Annotated in this window: 14 protein-coding genes; 7 read left to right on the top strand and 7 right to left on the bottom strand. The window is 72.8% G+C overall.

Annotation, left to right across the window (positions count from 1 at the left end):
• Positions 1-20: 20 nt before the first annotated feature.
• Positions 21-887, top strand: a complete 867-nt coding sequence (locus ACH4UK_RS09970) for a PHP domain-containing protein (protein ID WP_398355523.1) — start codon at positions 21-23, stop codon at positions 885-887.
• Positions 888-1,028: 141 nt separating this feature from the next.
• The gene (locus ACH4UK_RS09965) at positions 1,029-1,634 is read left to right on the top strand and encodes a MarC family protein (protein WP_030087329.1); all 606 of its coding nucleotides are present in this window, start codon (positions 1,029-1,031) and stop codon (positions 1,632-1,634) included.
• 100 nt (positions 1,635-1,734) lie between these two features.
• On the opposite strand, the gene ACH4UK_RS09960 is transcribed toward ACH4UK_RS09965, so the two are convergent.
• Positions 1,735-1,887, bottom strand: coding sequence for a hypothetical protein (locus ACH4UK_RS09960; RefSeq protein ID WP_007446805.1), 153 nt, complete (start codon positions 1,885-1,887; stop codon positions 1,735-1,737).
• A gap of 207 nt (positions 1,888-2,094) precedes the next feature.
• Here ACH4UK_RS09960 and ACH4UK_RS09955 point away from each other — a divergent pair, with 207 nt between their 5' ends.
• A complete protein-coding gene (locus ACH4UK_RS09955) occupies positions 2,095-3,006 on the top strand; it encodes an NYN domain-containing protein (protein ID WP_398355522.1) in 912 nt (303 codons plus the stop codon).
• A 24-nt stretch (positions 3,007-3,030) separates the two neighbouring features.
• On the opposite strand, the gene ACH4UK_RS09950 is transcribed toward ACH4UK_RS09955, so the two are convergent.
• Positions 3,031-3,888 (bottom strand): alpha/beta fold hydrolase, encoded by an 858-nt coding sequence (locus tag ACH4UK_RS09950; protein ID WP_398355521.1) that lies wholly within the window; start codon positions 3,886-3,888, stop codon positions 3,031-3,033.
• Positions 3,889-4,055: 167 nt separating this feature from the next.
• Positions 4,056-6,296, bottom strand: coding sequence for a DEAD/DEAH box helicase (locus ACH4UK_RS09945; protein ID WP_398355718.1), 2,241 nt, complete (start codon positions 6,294-6,296; stop codon positions 4,056-4,058).
• Between the two features lie 475 nt (positions 6,297-6,771).
• On the opposite strand from ACH4UK_RS09945, the gene ACH4UK_RS09940 reads away from it, so the two are divergent.
• Positions 6,772-7,518 (top strand): ferritin-like fold-containing protein, encoded by a 747-nt coding sequence (locus ACH4UK_RS09940; RefSeq protein WP_398355520.1) that lies wholly within the window; start codon positions 6,772-6,774, stop codon positions 7,516-7,518.
• 14 nt (positions 7,519-7,532) lie between these two features.
• Here ACH4UK_RS09940 and ACH4UK_RS09935 read toward each other — a convergent pair whose 3' ends face one another.
• The 4 genes from ACH4UK_RS09935 to ACH4UK_RS09920 form a co-directional block, all read right to left on the bottom strand.
• Entirely contained in the window at positions 7,533-7,805 is a 273-nt protein-coding gene (locus ACH4UK_RS09935; RefSeq protein WP_398355519.1) for a hypothetical protein, read from the bottom strand.
• Between the two features lie 246 nt (positions 7,806-8,051).
• The gene (locus ACH4UK_RS09930) at positions 8,052-8,279 is read right to left on the bottom strand and encodes a DUF3107 domain-containing protein (protein ID WP_398355518.1); all 228 of its coding nucleotides are present in this window, start codon (positions 8,277-8,279) and stop codon (positions 8,052-8,054) included.
• A gap of 140 nt (positions 8,280-8,419) precedes the next feature.
• Positions 8,420-9,061, bottom strand: a complete 642-nt coding sequence (locus ACH4UK_RS09925; protein ID WP_398355517.1) for a TetR/AcrR family transcriptional regulator — start codon at positions 9,059-9,061, stop codon at positions 8,420-8,422.
• A gap of 167 nt (positions 9,062-9,228) precedes the next feature.
• On the bottom strand, positions 9,229-9,444 hold the full coding sequence (locus ACH4UK_RS09920; protein ID WP_398355516.1) for a hypothetical protein: 216 nt from the start codon (positions 9,442-9,444) through the stop codon (positions 9,229-9,231).
• Between the two features lie 110 nt (positions 9,445-9,554).
• Here ACH4UK_RS09920 and ACH4UK_RS09915 point away from each other — a divergent pair, with 110 nt between their 5' ends.
• The 3 genes from ACH4UK_RS09915 (at position 9,555) to ACH4UK_RS09905 (ending at position 12,125) form a co-directional block, all read left to right on the top strand.
• Complete coding sequence (locus ACH4UK_RS09915; RefSeq protein ID WP_398355515.1) at positions 9,555-10,520, top strand: alpha/beta fold hydrolase; 966 nt, start codon at positions 9,555-9,557, stop codon at positions 10,518-10,520.
• An 8-nt stretch (positions 10,521-10,528) separates the two neighbouring features.
• Positions 10,529-11,950 carry a DUF3152 domain-containing protein gene (locus ACH4UK_RS09910; protein ID WP_398355514.1) on the top strand — a complete coding sequence of 474 codons (1,422 nt, stop codon included), beginning with the start codon at positions 10,529-10,531 and terminating at the stop codon, positions 11,948-11,950.
• A 79-nt stretch (positions 11,951-12,029) separates the two neighbouring features.
• A complete protein-coding gene (locus tag ACH4UK_RS09905; RefSeq protein WP_316943073.1) occupies positions 12,030-12,125 on the top strand; it encodes an Ms4533A family Cys-rich leader peptide in 96 nt (31 codons plus the stop codon).
• Positions 12,126-12,241: the final 116 nt, after the last annotated feature.

The raw sequence follows: 12,241 nt of genomic DNA, 5'->3' as shown, positions 1-12,241 counted from the left end.
GAGCCCCGGAGTCAGCCGTCGTGCGTATCGACCTGCACACCCACTCCACCGCTTCGGACGGCACGGACACCCCCGCCGAACTGGTCGCGAACGCCGCCGCCGCGGGCCTGGACGTCGTCGCGCTCACCGACCACGACACCGTGGGCGGCCACCGGCAAGCCATCGACGCGCTGCCCGAGGGGCTCACCCTCGTCACCGGCGCCGAACTCTCCTGCCGCGTCGACGGCGTGGGCATGCATCTGCTGGCGTACCTCTTCGACCCCGCCGACGCCGAGCTGGAGCGCGCACGGGAACTCGTCCGCGACGACCGGGTGCCGCGCGCCCAGGAGATGGTCCGCAAGCTGCGCGCCCTCGACGTCCCCATCACCTGGGAGCAGGTCGCCCGCATCGCCGGGGACGGCTCGGTCGGCCGCCCGCACGTCGCCGCCGCCCTCGTCGAACTCGGCGTCGTGCCCAGCGTCTCCGACGCCTTCACGCCCGACTGGCTGGGCAACGGCGGCCGGGCGTACGCCGAGAAGCACGAGTTCGACCCCTTCGAGGCCGTCCGTCTGGTGAAGGCCGCGGGCGGGGTCACCGTCTTCGCCCACCCGGCCGCCGTGAAACGCGGCGAGGTGGTCCCCGAGTCCACGATCGCCGCGCTCGCCGCCGCGGGCCTGGACGGCGTCGAGGTCGACCACATGGATCACGACGAGCCCACCCGGGCCCGGCTGCGCGGCCTCGCCCGCGAGCTGGGGCTGCTCACCACCGGCTCCAGCGACTACCACGGCAGCCGGAAGTCCGTCGAGCTCGGTGCGTGCACCACCGACCCCGAGATCTACGGCGAGATCACCCGGCGCGCCACGGGAGCCTTCCCGGTGCCGGGCGCCGGTGGAGTCGGCCGCGGCTAGCGCCACTCCTTCCCCGCCCCACCCCGTCTTCCTCCTCGCGCACCCCCTGCGTGCCCCCGCCGTGCCCGACGCACCGCGACGTGCCGCTGCCCGGACCCGCGCCCCCTCCGTACCGCCCGCTCTTCTCTCGCAAGGCTCACTGTGTTCGACGTCGCTGTCTTCGGATCCCTCTTCCTCACCCTGTTCGTGATCATGGACCCGCCCGGGATCACGCCGATCTTCCTCGCCCTCACCGCGGGCCGCCCCGCCAAGGTGCAGCGCAAGATGGCGCTCCAGGCGGTCACGGTCGCGTTCGGCGTGATCGCCGTCTTCGGGCTGCTCGGTCAGCAGATCCTCGACTATCTGCATGTCTCCGTGCCCGCGCTGATGATCGCGGGCGGACTCCTGCTGCTGCTCATCGCACTCGACCTGCTGACCGGCAAGACGGACGAGCCGACGCAGACCAAGGACGTCAACGTCGCGCTCGTCCCGCTGGGCATGCCGCTGCTGGCCGGGCCCGGCGCCATCGTCTCGGTCATCCTCGCCGTGCAGCACGCCGACGGCGTGGGGGGCCAGCTCTCGGTGTGGTCCGCGATCGTCGCCATGCACGTGGTGCTCTGGCTGACCATGCGCTACTCGCTGGTCATCATCCGCGTGATCAAGGACGGCGGCGTGGTCCTGGTGACCCGGCTCGCCGGCATGATGCTCTCCGCCATCGCCGTCCAGCAGATCATCAACGGCGTCACCCAGGTCATCCAGAACGCCTGAGCCCCCCGCGCACCACAGCGCCCCCGCACGGACGTTCCGTGCGGGGGCGCTTCGTCTTTAGCGGCGCAATGCGTAATCAGGCGTGATGACCCATGAAGCGTTACGAAGCCGAGCTGTCGGCCGGCCGGATGTAGATGCGCTGGCCCATCGCTGCGGCCTGCTGCACGATCCGGTTGACGGAGGCGGCGTCCACGACGGTGCTGTCCACGGCGGTACCGTCGACGTCGTCGAGTCGCATGATCTCGAAGCGCATAGGGCTTCCCTTCGTCTGATCCTCCTGCTGGAGAACTACTGGCGCCGGTGGGGCGTCCCACCGGCAAGACGGGGAACGCGAGGCTTCCCTCGCGTTCCACGTGGGGTACAACGGCTTGCCCCCTGCAAACATTCCCTACGCTAAGGAAATTTTTTGGATGTCTAAGTACCCGTCGGTAGTCAGACCACCACAGACCCTGAGGTTCGCATGAACGAGGCGGACTCGCAGTCCATCGGCGGAGCCGATATCGGCGCCCGTCTGGACCGCGCCAACGAGCTGCTCCAGCGCATGCTCATCGAGGTCTCCAAGACCCCGTCGACGCACGCCATCTTCGTGGACGCCGGCTATGTCTACGCCGCGGCCGGCCTGCTCGTCACCGGCACCGAGGACCGGCGCTCCTTCGACCTCGACGCCGAAGGGCTGATCGAGGCCTTCATCGACAAGGCCCGCACGATCTTCGCCGACAGCAGGCTGCTGCGCGTCTACTGGTACGACGGGGCCCGCCGCCGCATCCACACCACCGAGCAGCAGGCCATCGCCGAACTCCCCGACGTCAAGGTGCGGCTCGGCAACCTCAACGCCAACAACCAGCAGAAGGGCGTCGACTCGCTCATCCGCACCGACCTCGAATCCCTCGCCCGGCACCGTGCCATCAGCGACGCGGCGCTCGTCGGCGGCGACGAGGACCTGGTCTCGGCGGTCGAGGCGGCCCAGGGCTACGGGGCCCGCGTGCACCTCTGGGGCATCGAGGCCGGCGAAGGGCGCAACCAGGCCGAACCGCTGTTGTGGGAGGTCGACAGCCAGCGCACCTTCGACCTCGACTTCTGCCGCCCCTACGTCACCCGGCGGCCCGTCACCACGTACGAGGACGACACCCCGGCCCCCTCCCGGGAGGACGTCCGCTTCGTCGGCGCGCAGATCGCGGCGGCCTGGCTCGCGGCCCGGGGCCGGGAGTCCCTGGCCGACCTGCTGCCCGGCCACCCCTATCTGCCGGGCTCCGTCGACCAGGACCTCCTGGTGGAGGCCGAACGCCTGCTCCAGCACTCGCTGCGCGGCCACGCGCACCTGCGACGGGCGCTCCGCGACGGCTTCTGGCAGCACCTGCAGTCGCAGTACTGACGCAAGGGCGGCGCTGCCGGTGCGTCAGGCGGCCGGCAGGCCGTCCCAGAACGTGGCCAGTGCCTCCGCGGTCGCCTGCGGGCGGGCGGTGTTGGGGGAGTGCTCGGCGCCGGCGATCGTGGTGCGGCGAGCGCCGAGCCGCCGCGCCATGGAGTCGAACAGCTCCACCGGCCAGACGTCGTCGCGCTCCCCGGACAGGACGTGGGCGGGCAGCCCGACGGCGGCCAGCTCGTCCACCCGGTCCGGTTCGGCGGCGAGCTGGGCCCCGGTGGCGATCAACTGGGCCGGGTCGTGGGCGAGCCAGCGCCGGCGCATGTCCGCACCGTCGCCGGTGTCCGCGTCCTGCGGGGGATCCAGCGCCTGCATGGCCTGCCACACCTCGCCCATGGACAGCACGGCCAGCGCGTCGCTCAGCATCTTCACCTTGTCCCGCTGGGCCGCGACCACCTCGGCGGGCCCCGAGGACATCAGCGTCAGCGAGCGGAACGGGGTGGCGTCCAGCAGGACGGCGGCGCGGGCGAGCTGCCCGCCGAGCGAGTGCCCGAGCAGGTGCAGCGCTCCCGCGCCGACGTCCAGGGCCGCCGCCTGGGCCAGCACGTCACGGGCCAACTCGCCCTGGGCGTAACCTTCCTGGCGGTCCGCACCGCTGGACTCGAACTGCCCTCGGCCGTCCACGGCGACCACCCGGTAGCCGGCCGCGCACAGCGGTTCCAGCAGGGCGATGAAGTCCTCCTTGCTGCCGGTGTATCCGGGCAGCAGCAGGGCGGTGGCCCGCGCCGGGGTACGCGGTGCGGCGTCCAGGACGGCGAAGTCGCCGCGCTCGGTGCCGAGGACACGGGCACGGGCGCAGGGCGGCGGGGCGAAGGTGGGCGGGCGGCTCATACGGCGAGGCTATCCCCGACGCCCGTCTCCCGACGTCACCGGGCAGCTCTCGGGGCAACTCTCCGGGCACCGGCCGGCTTCCCGGCAGCGGGCAGCGAAACGGCCCCGGCCCCCGCGGGTGCGGGGGCCGGGGCCGGGGCCGTTCGTGGTGCGGTGCAGCCGAAGCGTCAGCTCTCGGTCGTCGTCGCCGACGCCTTGCCCGCCGGGCGGGTGGCCCGCCGACGGCGCGGCTTCGACTCGGCGGCGGCCTCGCTCACCACGGCCTCGGCCTCGGAGACCACGGCGGCCTCCTGGCTCGCGGTCGAGGTGACGCTGCGCGTGGCGCGGCGGCGGCGCGGCTTGGCGTCCGCCTCGACGGCGGCGGCCTCGACGACGGCCTTCTCGGCGGCGACCGCCGGAGCGGCGGCCTTCTCCGTGGCCTTCTCGGGGCTCGCCGCGGTCTCCGCCTTCGACCGGGACTTCGTCGCCCTGGTGGCGCGCGCCTTCGGCTCGGCCGACGTGGCCTTCGGCTCCGTCTTCGCCTTCGTCGTGGCACGGGCCGGACGACGGCGCGTCTTGGCCTCGGGCTCCGGCTCGGCGGCCGGGGCGATCTGGAAGTCGACCTCGTCGGCCGGCTTCACGATCCGGGTGCGGCGGCGCGGCTTGACGGCCTTCGGCTCGGCGACCGGTTCCGCGACGCCCGCGGCGACCGCCACGGTCTGGAACTCGGCCGGGGCCGGGGCGGCCGGAGCCGCGGCGGCCGGAGCCGCGGCGACGGGCGAACGCGTCTCCTCGGTCACCGGCTTCGCGGCGGCGCGGCTGCGACGGCGGCGCGGCTTGGTCTCTGGTGCGGCCTCCGCGACCGGCTCGGCCACGGGTGCGGCCTCGGCCACGGGTGCGGCCTCGATCACCGGTGCGGCCTTGGCCACGGGCGCGGCCTCGACCACCGGGGCGGGAACCGCCGGGGCCTCGGCGACCGCCACGGCCGCCTCGGTGACGGCCTCGGGGGCGCTGACGCGGGTACGGCGGCGACGGCGCGGCGTACGCGGCGCGTCGGGGGCCTCGTCACCGGCCGGTGCGACCGGGGTGGCCTCCTTCGCGGGGGCGGGCACCGACGCGGCGCCCTCCTCCGAACCGGTACCGCCACGGGTGCGGCGACGCTGGCGCGGCGTGCGGGTGCGCGGCTCGCGCTCCTCACGGGCGGGGGCCGGAGCGGCGGCCTTGCGGCCGCGGCCGCCGGTCTCGCCGAGGTCCTCGACCTCCTCCGCGCGCAGACCGGCACGGGTCCGCTCGGCGCGCGGCAGAACACCCTTGGTGCCCGCCGGGATGCCGAGCTCCTCGAAGAGGTGCGGCGAGGTGGAGTACGTCTCGGGCGGGTCCGGGAACTTCAGGTCCAGGGCCTTGTTGATCAGCTGCCAGCGCGGGATGTCGTCCCAGTCGACCAGCGTGATCGCGATGCCCTTGGCGCCCGCGCGGCCGGTGCGGCCGATGCGGTGGAGGTAGGTCTTCTCGTCCTCCGGCGACTGGTAGTTGACGACGTGGGTCACACCCTCGACATCGATACCGCGGGCGGCGACGTCGGTGCAGACCAGGACGTCGACCTTGCCGTTGCGGAAGGCGCGCAGCGCCTGCTCGCGGGCGCCCTGGCCGAGGTCGCCGTGGACCGCGCCGGAGGCGAAGCCGCGCTTCTCCAGCTGCTCGGCGATGTCGGCGGCCGTCCGCTTCGTACGGCAGAAGATCATCGCGAGCCCGCGGCCGTCGGCCTGGAGGATGCGGGAGAGCATCTCCGGCTTGTCCATGTTGTGGGCGCGGTAGACGTGCTGGACCGTGTTCTTCACGGTCGTGCCCTCGTCGTCGGGCGACGTGGCGTTGATGTGCGTCGGCTGCGACATGTAGCGGCGCGCGAGGCTGATGACGGCGCCGGGCATGGTGGCCGAGAACAGCATCGTCTGGCGCTTGGGCGGCAGCATCGTGATGATGCGCTCGACGTCGGGCAGGAAGCCCAGGTCCAGCATCTCGTCGGCCTCGTCGAGGACGAGCCCGCGGATGTGGGACAGGTCGAGCTTGCGCTGGCCCGCGAGGTCGAGAAGCCGGCCCGGGGTGCCGACGATCACGTCGACGCCCTTCTTGAGGGCCTCGACCTGGGGCTCGTACGCCCGGCCGCCGTAGATCGCGAGAACGCGGACGTTACGGACCTTGCCGGCCGTGAGCAGGTCGTTGGTGACCTGCTGGCACAGCTCCCGGGTGGGGACGACGACGAGCGCCTGCGGCGCGTCGGTCAGCTGCTCGGGCGTGGCGCGGCCCGCCTCGACGTCGGCGGGGACGGTCACGCGCTCCAGGAGCGGGAGACCGAAGCCGAGCGTCTTGCCGGTGCCGGTCTTGGCCTGGCCGATGACGTCGGAGCCGGAGAGGGCTACGGGGAGCGTCAGCTCCTGGATGGGGAAGGGGGACGTGATGCCGACTGCCTCGAGGGCTTCGGCCGTCTCGGAAAGAATGCCGAGGTCGCGGAACGTAGTCAGGGTGCTGCCTCTTCTGTGAGACGCGGTCCGAGGCGAACGCTGGGGGTCGTACCGTGCCGGGGTTGGTCATCCGGCCGTGGATGGGCCGGGTGGCGCGGGACCACTGCCGTCGCTCGAGCGCTCGTGCCGCTGAGGGGGCCCCTCATCTGCAGTCGTACGTGTCGTACGCACCGCGTGGAGGGCTGTCGGTTCGGAGCCGATCGGGCCACCGACCGGGCATCCTCATTCAAAGGGCGCGCCCCTGGCACAGCACAGTGCTCAGTAGGCGCATTACCACTGTACCCCGGATTCGCGCATGTGTGTTGGACGAATTCATCGGAACGGTATGAGTCCGACGGCTGACCAGGCCCTTCCGCCCTTCACGGAGAGGGCTATCGTTCGGTTCATGGAGACGCCTGACCACGCCACAGAGACCCCCGCCGAAGCTTCCGGAGCCACCGGGATCGCCGCCCAGGACTGGGCCACCGCGGCCGCCGACCCGCAGTACCGCGCCGCGGTCGTGGACCTGCTCGGCGCCCTCGCCTACGGAGAGCTGGCGGCCTTCGAGCGGCTGGCCGAGGACGCGAAGCTCGCGCCGACCCTCGGGGACAAGGCGGAGCTGGCGAAGATGGCCGCCGCGGAGTTCCACCACTTCGAGCAGCTGAACCGGCGGCTCGCCGCGGTGGACGAGGACCCGACCGCCGCGATGGAGCCGTTCGCCAAGGCGCTCGACGACTTCCACCGCCAGACGGCGCCGTCGGACTGGCTGGAGGGCCTGGTCAAGGCGTACGTCGGCGACTCGATCGCCAGCGACTTCTACCGCGAGGTCGCGGCCCGGCTGGACACCGACACCCGGTCCCTGGTCCTGGCCGTGCTCGACGACACGGGCCACGGGAACTTCGCCGTGGAGAAGGTGCGCGCCGCCATCGAGGCCGACCCGCGGGTCGGCGGACGGCTCGCGCTGTGGGCCCGCCGGCTGATGGGCGAGGCGCTGTCGCAGGCCCAGCGGGTGGTCGCCGACCGCGACGCGCTCTCGACGATGCTGGTGGGCGGCGTCGCGGACGGCTTCGACCTGGCCGAGGTGGGCCGGATGTTCTCCCGGATCACCGAGGCCCACACCAAGCGCATGGCCGCGCTCGGCCTCGCCGCGTAACGCGCGGAGCCGGGCTACTGGGCGGCCGCCGACCGGGCGAGACGGCGGCCGCGTGGACGGATCAGCAGGGACAGCGTCACCGCCCCGACGGACACGGCTCCGATCAGCGTCGCCAGGGCATGTCCGGGGCCCAGCGCGGCATGCGTGAGATACGCGCCGAACAGCGCGCCCAGCGTGCCGGTGAGATATACCGCACGGTCGGACGGTAGCCGGTCGGCCAGTGAGCGGATCGCCGTCCAGGACAGGGCGAGTCCGAGCAGGGCGGCGCCGAAGGATTCCCAGATCACAGAGGATCACCTCGCGGGGGTGTGCGGGGCGGGCAAATCGGTCGTAGGCGGTACTACCCCCGGGTCGCGAGGGGCAACCCTCCAGCGGCCCGTTCCGACCCGTACGAGACCCGCCGCCCGTTCACTTCCGACCCGTACGAGACCCGCCGCCCGTTCACTCACGGGGAGCGGCCCCGCACGACGCAGGAGCGGCCCGGCGGGGGAATCCCCGCCGGGCCGCTCCTGCGATCAAACGCGTCCGGTGGACTACAGCGCCCCGAACCCCACCCGCCGGGTGGTCGGCTCACCGATCTCCACATACGCGATGCGGTCGGCCGGCACCAGAACCTTGCGGCCCTTCTCGTCCGTGAGGCTGAGCAGCTCCGCCTTGCCGCCCAGTGCCGCGGCGACCGCGGTCTCGACGTCCTCGGCGGAAAGCCCGCTCTCCAGAACGATCTCGCGGGGCGTGTGCTGCACCCCGATCTTGACCTCCACGGCTATGTCCCTCCGACGGTCAGTCCCTGCGCGGCGAACCGCGCCGTACGCAGCCACACTAGCCCGGCGGAAGGGCCGGTCAGGGACCGACCGGCAACGCCCGCAGCGAACACGGCGTCACCCGGGCGGTGCCGGACGGCTCAGTGCTGCTCGATGCCGTGCAGCGGGAAGCCCGCGATGCCCCGCCAGGCCAGCGAGGTGAGGAGCTGCACGGCCGTGTCGCGGGGGATGGCGGACCGGCTGGAGAGCCAGTAGCGCGCCACCACCTGGGAGACGCCGCCGAGACCCACCGCCAGCAGCATGGACTCGTCCTTGGACAGGCCCGTGTCCCCGGCGATCACGTCGGAGATGGCCTCGGCGCACTGGAGGGACACCCGGTCGACCCGCTCCCGCACGGCGGGCTCGTTGGTCAGGTCGGACTCGAAGACCAGCCGGAAGGCGCCGCCCTCGTCCTCCACGTACGCGAAGTAGGCGTCCATCGTCGCCTCGACGCGCAGCTTGTTGTCCGTCGTCGAGGCCAGCGCCGTGCGCACGGCCTGGAGCAGTGACTCGCAGTGCTGGTCCAGCAGGGCCAGGTAGAGCTCCAGCTTTCCGGGGAAGTGCTGGTAGAGCACCGGCTTGCTGACTCCGGCCCGCTCGGCGATGTCGTCCATCGCCGCGGAGTGGTAGCCCTGCGCGACGAAGACCTCCTGTGCGGCGCCCAGCAGCTGATTGCGTCGGGCGCGGCGGGGCAGGCGTGTGCCCCGCGGGCGCGCCGCCTCTGTCTGCTCGATGGCTGTCACGCCGCCTCCCAAATATGTGTTCCAGCACAGCCGGTCCGTACACGCTGCGCCGTACAGCCATCGTACTTTTGGGTAACCCGGGTATGCGCGGCGCGGACGCAGAATTTCACGGACCGGACGGCTGCGGAAGCCACAGTTCTCCGTGGTCGCGAGCAAACCGGGGCGTTCTACCGGTAATCGTCCTCGTCGAGGGGAATCACCCTGCGCTGTTCCGCCACATCGGCCTCGTTGGCGGTGGCCGGGTCGACGCTCTCCGCCCGTTCGTCGTCCTCGGGCCGGACATCCGTCCGCTGCTCAGCGGCGTCCGCCTCGGGGGCCTCGGGCCCCGGTCCTTCCGGCTCGGTGTCCTCGAAGGTGTCCGGGTCGCTCGGGTCGACCGTCATGGCAGCTCCCTTCCCTCCCCTGAAGCGTAGGAGTTACCCGTCCACCCCGCGATGCGACCTGTGACGGCGAACACATGAACCAGGGCGTGATCGTCTCGTAACATTGCCGCATGTCTTCGACCGAGCTGCCGGGTGTCCAGGCCGCCGCCGCCGCGGTGGCCCCCACGGTCAGTGCCGTCCGGATCGCCGACGGCGAACGGCTGCGCTCCGTGTCCTTGCCGGGGATCGGTCTGAACGTCCGCTGCCGGCCGGGCGACCGGACCGGACTGCCCCCCGCGCTGTACGTGCACGGGCTCGGCGGTTCGTCGCAGAACTGGTCCGCGCTGATGCCGCTGCTGTCCGACGTGGTCGACGGCGAGGCGGTCGACCTGCCCGGATTCGGGGACTCGCCGCCGCCGGACGACGGGAATTACTCGGTGACCGGACACGCCCGTGCGGTGATCCGGCTGCTGGACGCCGAGGAGCGGGGCCCGGTGCATCTGTTCGGCAATTCGCTCGGCGGCGCGGTCGCCACCCGGGTCGCCGCCGTCCGCCCCGACCTGGTGCGCACCCTCACCCTGATCTCGCCCGCCCTGCCCGAGTGGCGGGTGCAGCGCCCCGCCGTCCCGACCGGTCTCCTGGCGGTGCCGGGCGTCGCTTCCCTGTTCGCCCGGCTCACGAAGGGCTGGACGGCGGAGCAGCGGACGCGCGGAGTCATGGCACTCTGTTACGGCGATCCGGCGCGTGTCTCCGAGGAAGCCTTCCGCAACGCGGTGGCCGAGATGGAGAGACGACTGGAGCTGCCGTACTTCTGGGACGCGATGACGCGCTCGGCCCGGGGCATCGTGGATGCCTACACCCTGGGCGGACAGCACGGACTGTGGCGCCAGGCCGAGCGGGTGCTCGCACCGACCCAGCTCGTGTACGGCGGACGGGACCAGCTCGTCTCGTACCGGATGGCGCGCAGGGCGTCCGCGGCCTTCCGCGACGCCCGGCTGCTGACGCTGCCCGACGCCGGGCACGTGGCGATGATGGAGTACCCGGAGGCGGTCGCCCAGGCGTTCCGGGAACTGCTGGACGATTGCGGCGGGAGCTGATCCGGGGCGTGGGACGACACAGTCGAAAGGGCTCCGGGGCGATCCGCCCGGACGCGGCGGCGACGGAACCGGGCGGCGAGCGCGCCGCGACGAGGCCCGCGTCCGGCGGCGGCCGGCGCAGGCGGACCGCTCCCGCGCCCACCGGTGACGGGCGGGGCCCGTTCTCCCCCGACGCCCCGCAGGTGCGCGGCGGCCACCCCGAGCAGCACGAGCAGGGCGGCGGCTGGGGGACCGGACCGACGCCCCGCCAGAGCCACGGCGCCCCCGCACCGCACGGCGCCTCCTACCCGCCCCACCCGTACCCCGCCCCGAACCGCCCCGCCGACCCCCGGCCGTACGCCGGGGGTCCCGCCGGGCCCCAGGACGCCGCGGCCCGGCAGCAGGCCGTGGCCCGCCAGGTGTCCGCCCAGCGTGCGGCCCAGCGCGCCGCGGACGGCCGGGTGGCGCAGCCGGCGCCCGCCGGTACCCCGGTGCCCGGCCCACGCCGGGAGTTCGTGGACGCCTTCGACGCCGAGGCCCCGGGAGCCGCCCCCGCCGTGGCCTCGGACGGGCCCCCGGACGGCACGGACGACGCCGAGGCCGGGGAGCCGGCCGAACGTTCCGCGCCCCGGGGCTCCCGGGGGCGGGCGTTCACCGGGATCGCCGCCGCCGCGGTGACCACCGTGCTCGCGGTCGTGGTGGCCGGACAGGTGGCCGAGGACTCCGGCGACCGTGCGGCCGCCGCGCGCGCCGCCGATGTGGAGCGGCAGGGCCTGGGCGAGGAGGCCTCCCGCTCCGATGCCCGCCCGACCCCGAAGCAGCCCTCGGCCAAGCCCGAGGTCAAGCCCCTCTCGTACGCGGACAAGATGGCGGAGCCGTATCCGCTCGCCGCGGACCTGAAGGCGAGCGGGACGTTCGAGGCGGTGCCCGGTCTGGCGAAGGCCCCCGGAAAGGGGCAGAAGCACCGCTACCGGATCGATGTGGAGAAGGGTCTGGGGCTCGACGCCGGTCTGTTCGCCGAGGCCGTGCAGAAGACGCTCAACGACGACCGGAGTTGGGCGCACAACGGTGCGATGACCTTCGAGCGGATCTCGTCGGGCACTCCGGATTTCGTGATCACGCTCGCCAGTCCCGGGACCACCGGCGACTGGTGTGCCAAATCGGGTCTGGACACCACGATCGACAACGTCTCCTGCGATTCCGCCGCGACCGACCGCGTCATGATCAACGCCTATCGCTGGGCGCAGGGCGCCGCCACCTTCGGCCCGGAGCAGCTGCTGCCCTACCGTCAGATGCTCATCAATCACGAGGTCGGCCACCGCCTGGGCCACAACCATGTGAGCTGCCGCACCCCCGGCGCCCTCGCTCCGGTCATGCAGCAGCAGACCAAGACCCTTGAGCTCGAAGGCATCAAGTGCAAGCCCAACGCCTGGGTGCACCCCACCGGTTGACCCGGCGATGTCCATATGGTGAGACGGCCGTCTCGTTCCGCTTTGACAGCGGTCGAGGCGGTCGTTCATATTTCTCGGCATGTCGCGCAGCCCCGCACCTTCCGAGATCGCCGCCCTTGAGCTGGCGCTTCTCGGCGTGACCGGGCACTGCGTAGCCGACGTTCTCTGTCGCTGACGCCTGTCCGAGCGCGCGTCGGCCCTTTTTCTCTTTCTTTCCCCGTGAGCCCTCTTCGGCTCCGGCGGGCCCCCATGACTGCCGCGCCCGGACGTCTTTCCGTCCGCAGGCGCGGC

Source organism: Streptomyces sp. NPDC020884 (assembly GCF_044333935.1).
In the GTDB taxonomy this organism is placed as follows: domain Bacteria; phylum Actinomycetota; class Actinomycetes; order Streptomycetales; family Streptomycetaceae; genus Streptomyces.
Note: the sequence above shows the minus strand (reverse complement) of the source record. Positions and strands in the feature narration are given on the sequence as shown.